Origin of the sequence: Psychromonas sp. KJ10-10 (assembly GCF_047323245.1) — a bacterium.
GTDB lineage: Bacteria > Pseudomonadota > Gammaproteobacteria > Enterobacterales > Psychromonadaceae > Psychromonas.
In genome coordinates this window covers 936,052-953,939 of record NZ_CP178826.1, presented here as the reverse complement: position 1 = coordinate 953,939, position 17,888 = coordinate 936,052, and the positions used below count along the sequence as shown (strand labels likewise).

The window sequence follows — 17,888 nt, the reverse complement described above, 5'->3', positions numbered from 1 at the left end:
TTCGCACTTCACTTTTATTGTTAAGCTTTAGGCTTTAACAATTGGCAAACAGAAATAACATTTTCTGCGGCTTGTACCAGTGTCTGACGATTATCAACTGACATTTTGCGTAGCATCAATTCGGCAGACTGTTTACTTAAATTCTTTTGTTGCATAATTAACTCTCTTGCACTGTCAATCAATTTTCGGGTCGCTAGCTGTGCTTTAGTTTCTTCATGCTCAATACGAGATATCTGCCATTGCTTAAAGTTTTCCCAAGCAAGTAAAATCATATTATTAAGTTCATCTAAATCACGACTATCGTCGAAAGGTTGTGCAATGGTTGCTTTAATTGATGAATCAGATACCGTCGAAGGTACTTGCTGAGTAAGAATAAGAATAGGCAGAGGAGATAGTTGATTTACTTTTGCAATCTCACTTAACTCTTTTTGACCTAACTGATTAATACTCATAATTAAAACTTGCGTTTTATGTAGGATGACTTGCTCAACAAGATCATTTAAGTTTGTCGTGAAATGACCAATACTATGACCATTTTTGAGCAAACTAGACTTTAAATGTGAATCAATAAAATTAACGTCTTCAAGTAACAAAATGGAGTACGAAGCACTCTCTTTTATCATTACCTTTGAAACATTTTTGTTATTTATTCTTTTCATTATTTAGTAAGCCTAATTACATCCAACAAAAAATTAACATTTGGTTAACATGCTAGATATATCGCAAAAACGATGCCAACTTTTTATTCCAATAAAATCAATAAGTTGAATTTTTCATGTATTTTTACAATGTGATGTCGCACCATAAATGTTACATTTTTGATATTTTCGCACCAGTTCAGTGCTTAATCAGTAAAAATCTTTAATCGTTAATTCAGTTTACAAAGTAACCTTTAAAATTGAGCTTTTTTGCCCCCAGAAAGTATTAGGATCAAGATAAATGAAAGAATTATTACAACAGCACTTTGGTTTTAGTGAATTTAGGGTAGGACAGCGACCTGTTATTAACGCATTACTGAATGGACAGAGTGCAATGGCGATATTTCCGACCGGCTCGGGGAAAAGTCTATGTTATCAATTACCCGCATTAGAGCTACCTCACCTCACTTTAGTTGTTTCTCCTTTATTAGCTTTAATACAGGATCAACTGGATTTTTTAGACAAAAAAGGCATTGCGCCTAGCAAGCATTCAGTCGATGCAGAGCGCATCTGAGTCAGCAACGGTTTATAAAGCCGTCGCGAATGGAAAGATAAAAATATTATTTATTTCTGTTGAGCGCCTTAACAATGAGCGTTTTCGCCAGTTTTTAAAACAAGTCCCAATCTCATTATTAGTTATTGATGAAGCACACTGTATCTCAGAATGGGGGCACAACTTTCGCCCAGATTACTTAAAACTGGCTTTTTATCGCCAGCAATTTAATATTCAACAAGTACTGTTATTAACAGCCACCGCGACTCAGCAAGTTATTAAGGACATGGCAAGTAAGTTCTCAATAGAGGAACAAAACATTACCGTAACAGGCTCCTACCGCTCTAACCTTAACCTTTCTGTTATTGGCACTAACGAAGAAAATAAATTACATCATTTAATTCCCTGGCTTAAATCGAAACCACCCCGGTCTGGTATAATTTACGTCACCCTTCAACAAACTGCGGAAATAGTGGCAAAAGCCCTCAACAGCGCTGGTATTCATGCCTATGCTTACCATGCAGGAATGGCCAGTGAGCAACGTAACCATATTCAACAGGGATTTATGTCGGGAGAGCTTCCTTAATTGTCGCTACTATTGCCTTTGGCATGGGTATAGATAAAAGTGATATTGGTTTTGTTGTACATTATGACTTGCCTAAGTCGATAGAAAACTATGCCCAGGAAATAGGTCGTGCAGGTCGAGATGGGCAAACTGCAGAATGCTTAGTATTAGCCAATAAAGATAACATTAATGTACTTGAGAATTTTGTTTATAGTGATACGCCAGAGCCTCAGGCAATTAACTATGTGATTAATGAGATTGTAAACAGCCAGCAAACTTCCTCTGGCCAGTGGGAAGTGCTTCTAAATAGTTTATCTAGCCAATCAAATATCCGCTTATTGGCATTAAAAACCTTGTTAGTTTATTTAGAATTAGAGGGGGTAATAAATCCAGCTTATAGCTATTACGCTGAGTATAAATATAAATTATTGTTACCTGAAGCAAGCTTATTAGCAAACTTTAAGGAAGAACGTTATGCTTTTGTACAAGCTATCTTAAAAAGTGCAGATAAAGCCCGCACTTGGTCAACGGTTAATTTTGAACAGTTACAACGTCTTTACCCCTGTGAGAGAAGTCGTGTCATACTTGCTCTTGATTATTTAGACCAACAAGGGTTCATAGAGTTACAAACAAAACAAATGACGAATGTTTATCATGTTTTTATTGATAACATCACACCTGATTTAGCCTCTAAATTAGCACAACGCTTTACGCTCAAAGAGCACAGTGAAATAACCCGCTTACATTTTTTAGTCGATTTTTTTGCCAGTAAAGTTTGCTTAAATTGGCAATTAGCAGGTTATTTTTCCGATAGTAACTTACAACAACCCTGCGGTCATTGTAGCGTTTGTAATGGGCAAATAACTAAACTACCCGAAACACAACCCTTAACAGCGCTATCGAATTATGATTTTTTAAAACTAAGCAAACAAATTTCAGGTAAACTTGGCAAGCATAAAACTAATACATTAATAGCACGCTTCCTTTGTGGCTTAACTACCCCTATTTTTACTCGCCTAAAAGTACGCCAGTTAAATCATTTTGCTATTTTCGAAAAGTATCGCTTTAGTGAAGTATTACAATGGGTAAAAACCCATACTAAACACTCAAAACAGGTAAATAAAGTATGAAAAAACGCATCTACATCGCTTATACAGGTGGCACCATAGGTATGAAACCATCAGCATCTGGTTTTGTACCTGTGGAAGGCTATTTAACGGATACTATCGCAAATATGCCTGACTTCTATCATGATGACATGCCTGACTTTGAAATTTGTGAATACTCACCCTTAATTGATTCTGCTAATGTCTCTCCTGATGTATGGCAAACGATCGCAAAGGATATACACAGTCGTTATGATGAGTTTGATGGTTTTATCATCTTACACGGTACAGACACTATGTCGTATACGGCATCGGCACTGTCTTTTGTTTTTGAAAACCTCAGTAAGCCCATTATTATTACGGGCTCTCAAATCCCACTTTCCCAGTTACGTACAGATGCACGAATAAATTTATTAAATTCTCTTTACATTGTCGCGCATCATCCTATTAATGAAGTCTGTTTATTTTTTAATAATTACCTATTCAGGGGAAATCGTACAACTAAACAATACGCAGATGGTTTTGATGCCTTTGTTTCTCCTAATCATGTACCATTATTAGAAGCTGGAATTGAAATTAAAAAATATAATAAATTGCCAAATATTGTGTACTCTGATGATTTAGTTGTGCATGAGATTGAAGTAAAATCGATCGCTATTTTGCATTTATTCCCAGGGTTGAATTGGCAAGTTTTAGACAATTTATTAAAAAGCCCTCTACAGGCATTAGTGATTCTCACCTATGGTGTAGGAAATGCACAACAGGATAAACAATTACTTGAAACCCTAAAACGCGCCAGTGAAAGAGGTGTTATTATTGTTAACTGTAGTCAATGCTTAAAGGGTGCTGTTAACATGAAAGGTTATGCCACAGGGCATGCACTAAGTGAAGCAGGCGTTATTAGTGGTGGAGATATGACTACTGAAGCTGTTATTGCAAAATTATATTATCTTTTAAGTCAATCTTTACCCTATGAACAATTAGTCACTTTGTTTCAAACGGACTTAAGAGGTGAATTAGGATAAAATAAGCATACAGCACTATTATTTGCAAAAATTCTGCGTTTCAATCACCTAGCAATAAACCATTATTGCTAGAAATAGCGCAAAACTAACAGCACTGTATGATATGTTTTTTAAGTTATTGATATTTAAGTTAACTTGCATTATCCAGAGCGATGATTAATTAAAATACTCTATAAATAAGATAAAAATATGCAATTTATTAGCAATGAACATGACCACCAACACTGCATTGTTAGCGCACTAGCAGAGGCTGAACCAGGTTTGCCTAAAGCGTAAACAGCGTTTTACTGCCCTAAGAAAGCGCGTGTTTGAACTAGTTTGGCAACAACATAAACCGATTCGAGCCTACGAAGTTTTATCTCGATTACAACAGGATGGTCGCGCGCCCCGCCTACGGTTTATCGCGCATTAGATTTTCTGTTAGAACTGGGTTTAATTCATCGAATTGAATCACTAAATGCCTTTGTTGGTCGCGATACGCCTGGCCGTCAACATACAGGGCAATTTTTAATTTGCACTCGTTGTAATGATTTTATTGAGCTTAACTCATCACAGATAAGCAACGCTATCGACTCATCAGCTCAACAAAGTGGCTTTAAAATTCAGCAACAAATGATTGAAATTATGGGTATTTGCCCAAATTGTTTAACAGATAAAAGTGACTGATCTCAACCAATTGATAAACTTGAGCGTGACTAAGGTAAAAAACCTCCCGCGCTCCATTTCATTTTACCTATTGTTATTAAAATCTAATCGCTAGAAATATAAGTAAAAAAGCATTATTATGACCCTTTCAAATGTTACGTTATAACGTAACTTTAAATAATTACTATCACTCTTATCATTTAGTTGAATTGAATCAAGCATGAATACTCAGCAACAAAACAAAAAAGAAAAAATAGCTCAATCACCTCTCTTTTACTGTTAAGTGTCAAAATGCGCTTAGTCACGACCAGTGTGATTACTTTATGCCTATGGTTTGTACTCAGTAAATTATTATAAGGGATTACCTGATGATTAATATTGTTGACTTAAGTGTCACATATAAAGAGTTGCTTGCCTTAGATAATTTATCGATAAAAATACAAAAAGGCAGTTTAACAGCAATTGTCGGCGCTAATGGAGCAGGAAAATCAACCCTATTAAAAACCATTATGGGGCAGATAACTCCGAGTATTGGCCATATCGACCTAGGCAAATACAGCACCAAAAACATTGCCTATTTACCGCAAAGTCATCAAATTGACCATTCCTTTCCAATCACAGTCGGAGAATTTGTCTCTGCTGGTGCATGGCAAAGAACCAGTTTCTGGCGAGCATTCAGTAGCGCTGAAAAACAACTATTGACCCAGGCTTTAGCCAAGGTCAACCTAGCTGGTTTTGAAAAAAGACAAATTAGCGCACTTTCTGGCGGACAATTTCAACGAATGTTATTTGCTCGTATGTTATTACAAGATGCGGATATCTTATTATTAGATGAACCCTTTGCAGCCTATTGATGCACAAACCACAGTCGACCTGATGGCAGTGATCCATGATTGTCAAAAGCAAGGCAAAACTATTATCACTGTTGTGCATGATTTAGCATTAGTTAATCATTTTTTCCCCAATACCATTTTACTTGCCAAAAAATTAATCAGTAGTGGAGAGACTCATTCTGTGATGACAGGTGAAAACCTCTCCAGTGCTGGATACCAACATCTCGCTTATATGCCTCATAAACCCTCTGAATTAACAGCCATTATTGATGATCCTGATACGCTTTCAAGCAATGTAACCGAAATTAACAGCCACTGTTCAAATCCAACACATTATGAGGAAAGTAAATAATGAGCAATGAACTTTATAGTTTGTTTATTGAACCTTTTAGCGAATTTTCATTTATGCAACGCGCTTGGTGGGGCTGTATTGTATTAAGCCTAAGTGCAACGCCAATTGGTGTTTTTCTTACCTTAAGAAAAATGAGCTTAACAGGTGATGCGATGGCTCATGCAATATTGCCAGGAGTCGCCGTTGGTTTTCTAATATCTGGTATATCAATCACCGCTATGACAATTGGTGGTATTATGGCAGGTTGTATAGTTGCTGTTTTGGCTGGCATGGTTGCGCGTCACTCTCATGCTGAAGAAGATTCTAGCTTAGCGAGCATTTTACTTATTATCCTTAGCTTCAGGGGTGTTAATTATCTCTGCTAAAGGTAGTAACATCGATTTATTACATGTGTTATTTGGCTCGGTATTAGCCCTTAATAATGATGCACTTATTTTGCTCACGGCCATCGCAAGTATTACATTATTTACATTAGCAGTACTGTATCGCCCCTTAGTGATTGAGTGTGTTGACCCAACTTTTTTCAGATCTATCAGTAAATTAAGTTCCGTTGCACATTTTGGATTCTTATTGTTAGTGGTTTTAAACCTGGTCGCAGGTTTTCATGCACTAGGAACATTAATGGCTGTTGGGCTCATGATCCTACCTGTCGCCGTTGCTCGTTTTTGGACAGACAAACTTGGTACTATGTTTGTGATTGCTTTTCTAACCTCAGTGATTAGCTGTTACTTAGGTCTGTTTCTTTCTTTCCATGCCAGTTTTGCTACTAGCCCTGCAATTATACTTGTTATGGGATTAATCTATATTTTATCTATTTTGTTTGGCCGACGTGGTGCGTTACGTTCACATCGCTAACTTCAACCTAACATCAAAGGAATAATAAATGTCTCCATCAATATTTAAAAAAACAAAATTGCTTGTGTCAGTTGCTCTCTCCCTTGGGATCTCTTCAACTGTATTTGCCGAGGATAAACTGACCGTTGTTACTAGCTTTTCAATACTAGGGGATTTAGTGTCTCAAGTCGGTGGCGAACATATTGATATCAATACCTTAGTGAAGAAAAATACTGATGCACATGTTTTCACGCCAACACCGAAGGATGCCCTATCCGTTAAAAATGCTAAGTTACTGGTTATGAATGGGCTTGATTTTGAAGGCTGGATGCCACGATTTCTTGAATCGGCACACTTTTCAGGTACCACTGTTATCGCTTCTAATGGCATAAAGGTAATCGATGCAAATGAAAGCGAAGAGCACCATGATGAACACGAAGGACATGAAGGACATGACCACGAAGAACACGAGGGACATGACCACAAAGAGCACGAAGGACATGACCACGAAGAGCACGAAGGACATGACCACGAAGAGCATGAAGGACATGACCACGAAGAGCATGAAGGACATGACCACGAAGAGCATGAAGGACATGACCATGAAGAGCATGAAGGACATGACCATGAAGAGCATGAAGGACATGACCATGAAGAGCATGAAGGACATGACCATGAAGAGCATGAAGGACATGACCACGAAGAGCACGATGAACATGCAGAACATAATCATGGGCCTATCGATCCACATGCATGGCATAGTATTGATAATGTAAAAATTTATATTCACAATATCGAAAAAGGACTAAGTAAAGTAGATCCAAGCAACAGTGCTGAATATAAACATAATGCAAACATCTATTTGCAGAAACTTGAGCAACTAGAAGTAGAGCTACAAGCACAAATAAAAACGATACCATTAGCGAAACGTAAAGTGATCACTCCTCATGATGCTTTCGCATATCTGTCTCGTGATTTTAATATTAAATTTATTGCTCCACAGGGAACAAGTACAGAGTCAGAGCCGAGTGCTTCAGATTTAGCGACTATTATCACGCAGATCCGCAAAGAAGACATTTCAGCCGTGTTTATGGAAAACATCACCGACAATCGGATCATTGAGCAAATTAGTAGAGAAACAGACGCTAAGATTGGTGGGAAGTTATTCAGTGGTGCACTATCGGATGCAAACGGACCAGCACCAAGTTATATCACGATGATGCAACATAACGTGATGACTATAGTTAAAGCATTAACCCGTTAATTAATAAGCAACGCATTATTCATTGAAACCAAAATATATTGAAACCAACTTAACAGTTTGTTGTCAGTAATGGTTCAGATAAATAATGCGTTTTGCTTTCAAGTATAGGGTCGCAATCTATGAAGAAATTTTTCCACTTTTTAAAATATAGCTTTTTCATTTTGCTATTTATGCCACAAATCAGTAACGCTCATCCACACTCCTGGATAGAAATAAAAACAGAAATTGATGGCAAAGATAATGAAATTATAGGCTTTAACATGCAATGGACCTTCGATGCTATGACCTCACTTTATATGTTAGATGGTCATGATCTTGAGCCAGAACCAGAAAGAAAAATCCTTTCAATATATTGCAGACTCTATTTTAAATAATATTTTCGCGCAACGATTACTTTACTTTTTTATAACAGCGACAAAACGGTAGTCACTCAAAAGGCAACCAATGCAAAACTAAGTCAAGATAAAGGAAGGGTCATATTATCTTTTTATTTACCCTTAGCTGAACCACAAAGAGCGATAGATACAGCCTTTAAACTTCATATTTATGAACCAAGTTATTATGTCGGCATGTCTTGGAAACATAAATTAGATATTTCTTTTGCTGAAAAATTTGACACACATTGCAATATTGAACTGATCGAACCAACCCCAACAGTCGAGCAAATGGATTTTGCATTTTCGCTTCCGACCGATGCAAGGCCTGATAATTCATTGGGACAATTATTTAATCAAACGGTTAACTTGAATTGTTAAAATAGAGCAACCTATGCAAAATTCAATTGAAAACAAAAAGCTAACTTCTATAAAAATTATTAAAGCGAGTATTGCTTTAAGTTTAGTTCTTGCCGTTGTTTATACAATCTGGCTATTCTGGCCAATGATGTTAGTAGAAAGTATTAAATGGCAACGTATTATCAACGAAGAATTAAGTAATTTACTCTATGAAGCTAAAGAAAACCCTCTAATTGCAACAGCTCCTCTACTTGGTTTAAGTTTTGTATATGGCGCGTTACACTCGATTGGCCCAGGCCATGGAAAGGTGATCGTGACAACTTTTCTTGCCACGCATCCAAGTAAAGTAAAACACAGCTTAGTATTAACTATTTTATCCTCTTTAATGCAGGCATTAGTGGCTATATTATTAGTCTCAGCACTTGTTTTTATCTTTGATAACTCGATGAAACAAGTGAACGCGACAGCAGATGATTTTATTAAATTAAGTTTTTTAATGGTAATAGTGCTAGGTGCAATGCTCTCTTTTCGCTCTCTAAAAAACTATATCAATCCACCAAGCATGAAATGCATCAGGAGCATAGTCACGGAGATAGCCATGATCATGGCCACAAGCATGAGCATGGACATAGTCATGATCATAACCACGGGCATGGCCATGATCATAGCCAGTGTCGACGGTCATCAACACCTTCCCGATGCCGATAAAATAAACTCAGCAACAACTTGGCAAGCCTATGCAGGTATTATTATCAGTATCGGAATTCGCCCCTGTACCGGTGCAATTTTAGCCTTACTATTTGCTAATATGATTGGTATATATTGGCTTGGTATTTTAAGTGCTTTATTGATGGCAGTAGGAACTGCGATGTCTACTTCCACCATCGCATTATTAACTCTTTCAGGAAAAAAATAATCAGTCGTTATTTAGGCCATGATGAACACAAAATATCGACAGGAAATAGTCTATTACAATTATTCGGCGGAGTTTTATTAATATTGCTTGGGTTATTATTATTTAATACCCCAAGTAGTGGCATGTCACCGATGTTTTAAATACAAGGTGATGGATTAAATATTATCAACTTAGCTAAGTTGATAATCACTAAGTAAATTACTCCTGAACTGTGTAACCCAAAAGACTATTAAGTAAAAATAAAAAACCCAGCAATATGCTGGGTTTAAAGTATGTTTATTAGTTTTTTAATTTTGTCTTTGTCTAGAACGGAATATCATCATCAAAATCCATTGATGGCTCATTATACTGTGCTGGCTTTTGAGGTCGCGGACTGAGGTTTTGGCTGTGCAGAGCAGGCTGAGGTGCTGGTTGATAAGCAGGAGCCATTTGTTTTGGAGCACTAGGCTGTGGTTGCTGTGGCGCATTTCCCAAGAACGTTGCTGATCTTGTTGAGGGTTTTGGTACGGTTGACCACCTTGAGGACCAGGAGCTGGCTGGTTTTGGTACTGTTGTCCACCTTGAATGTCGTTACGCGCATCCATCATTTGTAATTCTGAAACAATGATTTTTGTTGAGAAACGATCTTGACCAGAAGTTTTATCCTGCCATTTTTCAGTTCTAATTTTTCCTTCAACATAAACCTTTGCACCTTTTTTAAGGTACTGGCCACACATTTCACCAAACTTACCAAACACGGTAAGGTTATGCCATTCAGTTTGATTTTCGTATTCACCTGTTTGCTTATTTTTCCAGCTTTCAGTGGTGGCGATTGAAAAATTTGCTACCGCATTACCATTTGGCATGTAACGCATTTCAGGATCTTTACCTAGATTTCCGACTAAGACTACTTTGTTTACACTACGGTTAAACATCTTTTCTCTCCGCTTAAGCTAAAATTTGTTGGGCTGTATTGATGGAAAATATTTTATTATTCACCTTAATATATACAGTCTGCTCTTCAATAATTATCACAACTTCTAATACACCATCAAGGTCAATTAATTGATTGGTTAGTTGCGTGGCATGCTCTTCATTTTTGATATTGGCTGTTAATGTATGCGTGCGTATTTTACTTGGGTTATGTAATCCCCAGGAAATAAAAACCAAATCAACATTAGGCTTGCCAAAAATAAAAATAAGCCACTATTACCAAGTAGTTTATAGGAAACACCCCCTGCAATACCACCAAAAAATGCGCCTAAAAACTGATACGTACTATAGATCCCCATTGCACTGCCCTTTGCACCAGCAGGCGCAAGCATCGAAATAAATGCTGGCAAGGAAGCTTCTAAGAAATTAAAAGCAGTAAAATATAAGAAAATACACATGAACATTAATATTAGAGAATTTTCTGTTACAGACATCAGTACTAAACTAGTAGCCATAAGTAAGATAGCAAAAAGATAAAACTGCCTATTTTTCTTTTTTAGCGACGAATAATTAGCATCGGAATAATCATCACAAAAGATAATAATAAAGCAGGTAAATAAATGTGCCAGTGTACCTCTGGAGACAAATGCATAGATTGTAATTGTAGTGGAAGCGCAATAAACACAGCAGTTAATGCCATATGTAAAATAAAGATACCTAAATTCAATCTTAATAATTGCGGATCTTTGATCAAACCTGTTAATAATGCAGGAATAGCAACTGTCTCTCCTTTGGGTGCTTTACTGACAATATGCGGAACCATAAAGTGCACAATGGCAATACCGAGTAATGCGCCAGTAGCTGTCATTAAAAACAGACCTTTTAAGCCAATTAGCGTGCGCAAGTATAGGCCCAGCAACCATAGAAACAGTAAATGCAAGCCCAATACTGACACCAATCATGCCCATTGCTTTCGGCCTTTGTGCTTCACGGGTGACATCTGAAGCGAGGGCTAACACTGCACTTGCGATTGCACCTGCGCCCTGTAAAGCTCGCCCTAAGGTGACGCCATAAACACTTTCAGAGTAAGCCGCAACAATACTTCCAAGTGCAAAAATAACTAAACCGATATAGATAATTGGACGACGCCCAAATTTATCAGAGAGCATCCCTGCAGGGATTTGTAGTATCGCTTGCGTTAACCCATAGGCACCAATTGCAAGACCAACCCACATCGGAGAATAACCCACAAGATTTTGCCCATAAATAGCAAACACTGGCATGATCATAAACAGACCTAACATACGCAGGGCAAATACTAAAGATAATGAAATTGCGGTACGTTTTTCCAGTGGATTTAAGGCGTCAACTTGCATAAGTGTTCCAGGTCAGCAAAATATTTTGGGCGATGATGATAGCATAACCCCATCTTACCTCAATTATCTTTGTCAAATAGGATGTCACAGCACAATAATCCTTTTCAGGTTATTTACCACTCGAGCTAAAAATTCATTATACTGCGTTTACTTTTGATTATTCTCCTTTAGGGCCATTCTATGCTTAGCTATCGCCACTCTTTTCATGCCGGTAATTTTGCCGATGTTTTAAAACATACGGTTTCCGTTGCTATTTTGAAGCACATGCTTAAAAAAGATAAACCTTTTTGTTACTTAGATACTCACTCTGGTCATGCGGTGCTTATTCGCTCAGCTCTGAGCAAGCATTAAAAACTCAAGAGTTTAATAATGGCATTATGCGTTTATGGGAGCGTAAGGACCTACCCTCTCCTGTTGCAGACTATATGGCGCAAGTAGTCGAGTTTAATGCACAAAGCCAATTAGCTTATTACCCAGGCTCACCGAGTATCGCACGACAAATGTTACGTGAAGAGGATCGTATGTTTCTCTTTGAATTGCACCCTAACGAATTCACCAATATGCGTGAAAATTTTTCAGGTGACCGACAAATTAAGATGTTTAAAAGCGATGGATTAAAAGGGTTAGTGGCTAACATGCCACCTAAAGAGCTGACGCGGTTATGTATTAATTGATCCGTCCTACGAAATAAAAACAGAATATCATCAAGTGGTAGAAACATTAACAGAGGCCGTAAAACGCTTTGCAACTGGCACTTATGCGCTTTGGTACCCGGTTGTTAACCGTATTACCATCAAACAAATGGAACGTGCTTTAATCGACTCAGGCATTAAAAACATTCAGTTATTTGAATTAGGCATTGAGGCTGATTCAGGAGAAAAAGGCATGACCTCAAGTGGTATGATTGTTATTAATCCACCTTGGACACTGAAAAATGATATGCAGGCATCATTGCCTTATTTAGCTAAACATCTAGCTAAGGAAGATAAAGGTTTCTACCGCATAGAAACCTTAGTTGCAGAATAACAAAGCGTAGGAAATATTATTTTTTAGATTTACGTTTATGGCGATTCGCAATCAATCCAATCACGGATTGTAAAACTAAAGTCCCCATCGCCATAAAGAAAAATAGTTGTAGCAGTGTTTGTTGGGAAATATCATCAACAAACACGTAAATACTTACCGTTAACAATAATAAATAAAGGAGACTGATAAAATAACGTTTAAAGGAAAAGGCATAGGTTGCTTTTTTACTCTGTTTATTTTTATTGGTCGTCATTACCATTATCGTAGGTCTCTTCTATAGTTTTTCTAAACTGTAATTTTTTAAAGTTTAATAACGTCTTTAATTTTGAATAACGCTTATAATTCTCTGGATCTATTATAGGCGCTTCCCCTGATTTTTCTATCTCGACAATTCCATTGCGATTGAGTGTTATTTTATATCGTTCAAATTCCTCTGTGTATCTACCTTGGTTGATCGCCACTACAAGATTAATCTGATAGCGACGCTCAATACTGGTACTTTGTATTTTTTCTCTATTTTTTTCGGGAGGGTTTTGCTCATAAACAATACCTGTTCCGCGTTCTAAATAACGAGCAAAGGGACGTAAACTGAAAAAAATTGTTTCCTCTAAAGTATCATAACCAGCTTGAAAGCCGACATTATTAACTTTTGTTTCAATACGATAATGTAAAAACTCGGCGCTTTGTTTATTTTGAGTATGTCTCTGTGCTAATAAATCTATCGCCTGCATCGGTAACATTTTAGTTTTGATATAATCCAACCACACTCTCTGGGTCGCAATTTCATTTTTACTGGTGGAATCGGTTAGGGTACGTAACCATTTAGGTTTGCCTTTTCTGATCCAACGCCAAAGCATATTTTTAAAATCTTCTTTAAATACTTCACGTACCCCATAAATAACAGAAAGCAGAAAAATCATTAATGCACTGAGGTTGCTAAAAGCACCCTGAGTTTTAATAATCAAAATTAGTACGACACTCATGATAAGTGCAGTTGCAACACCGGTAACTAGTTTACGAGTAATATTACCTAACTCGTAGGTTGTACTATTAAAAATCACGCCATACTCTATTAAACGACGTAATAAACGCATTTTATTTGAAATGCGATTAGCATCATTGAGCGTTGACCCCGTGTTATAACCTTTTGCCTGACGATATTTATTTTCTTCTTCACAAAGCGCTAATAAGGCTAAGCGTGCTTCAGAAAACTCAGTTTGGCGAGGCTTTTTAGCTAACATTCGTAAAATAGATTGTTCGGTATACCAGGAAAGGTAATTATCTACATTTTCAAATACCGCCAGTAATTTTGAGTCACTTGGTGCATGTGAACGATGTTTTTTTAAAATAGTGACACATTGCTCTGCAACTTCACTAGCCGCTACATAAAAGTCATTTAAACTTTCGCTATCACTAATCGCTAATGTTTCATCAGTATCGGTATCGAGTGCAATAATATATTGGTAAGCAAAAAGGTTAAGGTTATTTTTATATTCATCAGTTGAGCGTTTCATTCGACTGGCAAAACGAGTATGTAATAAAGGCAAGTGCAAACCTTCGGTAAAATAAGCTCGTCGACCTTTAATCGTCGCGTTAAAATATTCTGTTTCTGGTAAAGTTGTCTTGTTAATCCCCATCTCTTTAGGCAATGCAAAATATAGGTCAATACGTCGAAATTTACCCTGCTTAATTTGATGAGTAAGTTTTATCGCTAATTTTTCTTGCTGTTTTATTTTAATGTTACGCAAATATCCCCCTGTTGTTGTGCAGATCTATTTTTATATCAGCCTTCTGATTATTGGTCCTGTTGATTTTAGCGCATTTAAAATCAAGCCGAGATCCGCAAACTAGCGAGCATTGAATAATTTTGCTAAGTTACGCCTTCTTATTTATTTTTTAAAGGTTTTTTCATGCAACTTTCACAACTTACTCAAACTATTTTTGACCATCTTTATAACGACATCCAGCAGTTCCGTGAAACCTTTGATTTACCTTGCAACCAACCTCAATCTTTAGATGAAAAAGCTGACCTTTTACATACTTCTTTGATTATTGAGGAGCTAACAGAGCTTGCAGAGGCTGATTCTAAAATTGAACAAGCAGATGCGATTGTTGATAGTATTTATGTCCTAATGGGACGTTTAGTTCACCTTGGTAATAATAAGGTATCAGATAATCTCGCAATCAGTTACTTAATTGATTTGTTCTTAAACGTCGCTAAACAACGTGACATTAATTTTATACCTTGTTGGGATGAAGTACATTCAAGCAATATGAGTAAAGTCTGCCGTAATCAATCTGAATATCAAGAAACACAAGCTTTCTATGCCAAACAAGGTGTAGAGCTAACCGATAGCATTAAAGGTGATTTTATTATCGCTAAATGCGCTAAAGATGTGCAAATGCAAGGTAAGATAGTTCGTCAGGGTAAAGTATTAAAGTCCGTTTATTACCGACCCGCTGATCTCGCTCCGCTTATTTAGAAAAGCTACCATTAAACTTCCTGATAGCTTTTCTTTGTGCTTTTAGGCATGAACCTCTTTTAATTGGTAAAGTAAAGCTAATGCCTGTTTAGGTGTTAGCTCATCTGGGTCTATTTCTGCTAATAATTGCAGGGTAGGATTGACTTCTTTCTCAACTTCCAGAGGTTCAACCTCTTTCACTTCTGCTGTTACTGTATTGTTAGCATTCAATTCAAGTTGATGTAATTTGTGTTTTGCATTTTTTACAACTCGACTTGGCACCCCCGCTAAAGAAGCAACTTGCAAACCATAACTTTTATTAGCCGCGCCCTCTTGTACTGCATGCAAAAAGGCAATTGTTTCACCATGTTCAACGGCATTTAAGTGCACATTAACTAATTCAGGAATTGTTTCAGGTAATGAGGTTAACTCAAAGTAATGAGTTGCAAACAAGGTATACGCTTGAATACTTTTAGCCAACTCTTCTGCACATGCCCAGGCTAACGACAAACCATCAAAAGTACTAGTACCACGTCCTATTTCATCCATTAGTACTAAACTATTTTGAGTGGCATTATGCAGAATATTCGCTGTCTCAGTCATTTCAACCATAAAGGTTGAACGGCCACTTGCTAAATCATCGGAAGCACCAATACGCGTGAATATTCTATCTACAGGACCTATTTTTGCACTACTAGCAGGGATAAAACTACCGATATGCGCCATTAACACCATTAAAGCAACTTGACGCATATAAGTGGATTTACCACCCATATTAGGACCTGTAATTATGAGCATGCGTCGCTGATCATTTAAGGCAACAGGATTAGCAATAAATGGCGTTTTATTTACCTGTTCAACAACAGGGTGTCGCCCTTCTTCGATGACAATGCCACGTTCACTTTGTAAAACAGGGCGAACATAATTAAGTGTTAATGCTCGCTCTGCTAATGTATTAAGCACATCTAATTCCGCCAACGCTTGTGCTGTATATTGTAACTTTTGTAAATAAGGTAGCAGTTTATCGATCAATTCTTCATAAAGCTTTTTCTCTAGTGCTAATGCTTTGCCTTGGCTAGCAAGCACTTTATCTTCATGTTCCTTAAGCTCTGCAATAATATAACGTTCAGTATTTTTCAGTGTTTGTCGGCGCACATAATGCTCTGGTACTTGCCCAGCAAAGCACTGCGACTAGTTTCGATGTAATAACCATGCACACGGTTATAACCTACTTTCAGAGTCATGATACCAGTGGCTTCTCGCTCGCGTAGCTCCAGCTTTTCCAGGTAATCCGTCGCACCTTTCGCTAAGTTTCGCCATTGGTCTAACTCTTGATTGTAGCCTTCTTTTATCACCCCTCCATCACGGATAATAACAGGAGGGTTATCAATAACAGCCGTTTCCAATAAGGTTAATAGTTCAGGGTAATTACCCATTTCTTTACTAAGATTGCTTACTAATTCATTAGGTAACTCGGCAATTAAATGTTGTAACTCAGGTAACAATGAAAAAGCAGTACGCAAGCGTGTTAAATCACGCGGTCTTGCAGAGCGCAATGCGAGACGAGCAATGACACGTTCAATATCACCGATTTGCTTTAATGGCTCAGCTAATGGCGCATTAAGATCCAAATCTATTAAGGTTTGAATCATGGTTTGACGATAATTAAGAATATTAACATTACGAATAGGTTGATGAATCCAACGCTTTAATAAACGGCTTCCCATTGGAGTGACGGTAACATCTAAAATTTCAGCTAATGTGTTATCAAAACCACCAGAGAGGTTTTGTGTTAATTCTAGATTTTTACGTGTCGCTAAGCATCGAGAATAACCGTATCGATATTTTGTTCTAACTTAATTGATTGCAAATGTGGCAGGCTAGTACGTTGAGTATCTTTAATATATTGTAATAATGCACCCGCAAGACACAATGCGACCTCAGCTTGCTCTACGCCAAAACCAATCAGATCTTTGGTACCAAACTGCTGATTAAGGGTATTACGTGCCGTACCTAATTCAAATTCCCATTCAGGACGACGACGAATGGTTTTTAAATGTTCAATTAATTCAACATGTTCAAAATTATCTGGATATAACAATTCAGCAGGATTTAAACGCTGTAACTCCGCTTGTAGAGTCTCACTATGTTTAAATTGATTAATAATAAAACGACCACTACCGATATCCAGAGATGCAATACCAAAACTATCCTGAAACTCATAAACAGCACAGAGTAAATTATCTTGCCTGTCATCTAACAACGCTTCATCTGTTATCGTACCAGGGGTAATAATACGTACAATTTTTCGTTCGACAGGGCCTTTGCTCGTCGCAGGGTCACCAATTTGCTCAACAATAGCAACCGACTCACCCAATGAAATTAGCTTCGCTAAATAACCTTCAATGCTATGATAAGGCACGCCGGCCATCGGAATTGCATTGCCACCGGTTTTTCCTCGTTGAGTCAAGGAAATGCCTAATAACTGTGACGCTTTACGAGCATCTTCAAAAAATAACTCATAAAAATCGCCCATACGATAAAGCATAAGAGTATCAGGGATTTCATTTTTAATGGTGAGATACTGTTGCATCATGGGTGTATGTTGTTTTAATTGTTCTGCTGTTACTTTCATATTTTACTTAAG

Annotated in this window: 13 protein-coding genes and 5 pseudogenes; 12 read left to right on the top strand and 6 right to left on the bottom strand. The window is 37.3% G+C overall.

Features of this window, described 5'->3' with window-relative positions:
• Positions 1-20: 20 nt before the first annotated feature.
• Entirely contained in the window at positions 21-659 is a 639-nt protein-coding gene (locus ACLKMH_RS05465) for an ANTAR domain-containing response regulator (RefSeq protein WP_413701165.1), read from the bottom strand.
• A gap of 280 nt (positions 660-939) precedes the next feature.
• Here ACLKMH_RS05465 and ACLKMH_RS05460 point away from each other — a divergent pair.
• The 10 genes and pseudogenes from ACLKMH_RS05460 to ACLKMH_RS05415 all read left to right on the top strand — a co-directional run bounded on the left by ACLKMH_RS05460 (position 940) and on the right by ACLKMH_RS05415 (position 9,465).
• A pseudogene (locus tag ACLKMH_RS05460) lies at positions 940-2,886 on the top strand (ATP-dependent DNA helicase RecQ).
• A complete protein-coding gene (gene ansA / locus ACLKMH_RS05455) occupies positions 2,883-3,887 on the top strand; it encodes an asparaginase (protein ID WP_413701164.1) in 1,005 nt (334 codons plus the stop codon). The pseudogene ACLKMH_RS05460 and the gene ansA overlap by 4 nt, the downstream one beginning before the upstream one ends.
• Before the next feature lie 357 nt (positions 3,888-4,244).
• Positions 4,245-4,553, top strand: coding sequence for a Fur family transcriptional regulator (locus ACLKMH_RS05450; RefSeq protein ID WP_413702265.1), 309 nt, complete (start codon positions 4,245-4,247; stop codon positions 4,551-4,553).
• Between the two features lie 347 nt (positions 4,554-4,900).
• Positions 4,901-5,386: a metal ABC transporter ATP-binding protein gene (locus ACLKMH_RS05445; RefSeq protein ID WP_413701163.1), complete on the top strand. Its 486-nt coding sequence runs from the start codon at positions 4,901-4,903 to the stop codon at positions 5,384-5,386.
• Positions 5,373-5,717 (top strand): hypothetical protein, encoded by a 345-nt coding sequence (locus tag ACLKMH_RS05440; RefSeq protein WP_413701162.1) that lies wholly within the window; start codon positions 5,373-5,375, stop codon positions 5,715-5,717. The genes ACLKMH_RS05445 and ACLKMH_RS05440 overlap by 14 nt, the downstream gene beginning before the upstream one ends.
• Positions 5,717-6,082, top strand: a complete 366-nt coding sequence (locus tag ACLKMH_RS05435; protein WP_413701161.1) for a metal ABC transporter permease — start codon at positions 5,717-5,719, stop codon at positions 6,080-6,082. Before ACLKMH_RS05440 ends, ACLKMH_RS05435 begins: the two co-directional genes overlap by 1 nt.
• A complete protein-coding gene (locus tag ACLKMH_RS05430; protein ID WP_413701160.1) occupies positions 6,063-6,572 on the top strand; it encodes a metal ABC transporter permease in 510 nt (169 codons plus the stop codon). Before ACLKMH_RS05435 ends, ACLKMH_RS05430 begins: the two co-directional genes overlap by 20 nt.
• A gap of 28 nt (positions 6,573-6,600) precedes the next feature.
• Positions 6,601-7,815, top strand: a complete 1,215-nt coding sequence (locus ACLKMH_RS05425) for a metal ABC transporter solute-binding protein, Zn/Mn family (protein WP_413701159.1) — start codon at positions 6,601-6,603, stop codon at positions 7,813-7,815.
• A gap of 119 nt (positions 7,816-7,934) precedes the next feature.
• Positions 7,935-8,570 (top strand): annotated as a pseudogene (locus ACLKMH_RS05420) (DUF1007 family protein).
• 13 nt (positions 8,571-8,583) lie between these two features.
• Positions 8,584-9,465 (top strand): nickel/cobalt transporter, encoded by an 882-nt coding sequence (locus ACLKMH_RS05415; RefSeq protein WP_413701158.1) that lies wholly within the window; start codon positions 8,584-8,586, stop codon positions 9,463-9,465.
• A gap of 287 nt (positions 9,466-9,752) precedes the next feature.
• On the opposite strand, the gene ACLKMH_RS05410 is transcribed toward ACLKMH_RS05415, so the two are convergent.
• Positions 9,753-10,379: a single-stranded DNA-binding protein gene (locus ACLKMH_RS05410; RefSeq protein ID WP_413701157.1), complete on the bottom strand. Its 627-nt coding sequence runs from the start codon at positions 10,377-10,379 to the stop codon at positions 9,753-9,755.
• 13 nt (positions 10,380-10,392) lie between these two features.
• Positions 10,393-11,753, bottom strand: a pseudogene (locus tag ACLKMH_RS05405) (MFS transporter).
• 180 nt (positions 11,754-11,933) lie between these two features.
• Here ACLKMH_RS05405 and ACLKMH_RS05400 point away from each other — a divergent pair.
• Positions 11,934-12,779 (top strand): annotated as a pseudogene (locus ACLKMH_RS05400) (23S rRNA (adenine(2030)-N(6))-methyltransferase RlmJ).
• Between the two features lie 16 nt (positions 12,780-12,795).
• Here the strand turns inward: ACLKMH_RS05400 and ACLKMH_RS05395 are convergent.
• Both ACLKMH_RS05395 and ACLKMH_RS05390 read right to left on the bottom strand, forming a co-directional pair.
• A complete protein-coding gene (locus tag ACLKMH_RS05395; RefSeq protein ID WP_413701156.1) occupies positions 12,796-13,032 on the bottom strand; it encodes a hypothetical protein in 237 nt (78 codons plus the stop codon).
• On the bottom strand, positions 13,019-14,527 hold the full coding sequence (locus ACLKMH_RS05390; protein ID WP_413701155.1) for a hypothetical protein: 1,509 nt from the start codon (positions 14,525-14,527) through the stop codon (positions 13,019-13,021). Before ACLKMH_RS05390 ends, ACLKMH_RS05395 begins: the two co-directional genes overlap by 14 nt.
• A gap of 162 nt (positions 14,528-14,689) precedes the next feature.
• Between ACLKMH_RS05390 and ACLKMH_RS05385 the strand changes: the two genes are divergently transcribed.
• A complete protein-coding gene (locus ACLKMH_RS05385) occupies positions 14,690-15,262 on the top strand; it encodes a nucleoside triphosphate pyrophosphohydrolase family protein (RefSeq protein WP_413701154.1) in 573 nt (190 codons plus the stop codon).
• Between the two features lie 42 nt (positions 15,263-15,304).
• On the opposite strand, the pseudogene mutS reads toward ACLKMH_RS05385, so the two are convergent.
• Positions 15,305-17,876: pseudogene (gene mutS, locus ACLKMH_RS05380) on the bottom strand (DNA mismatch repair protein MutS).
• Between the last annotated feature and the right edge of the window lie 12 nt (positions 17,877-17,888).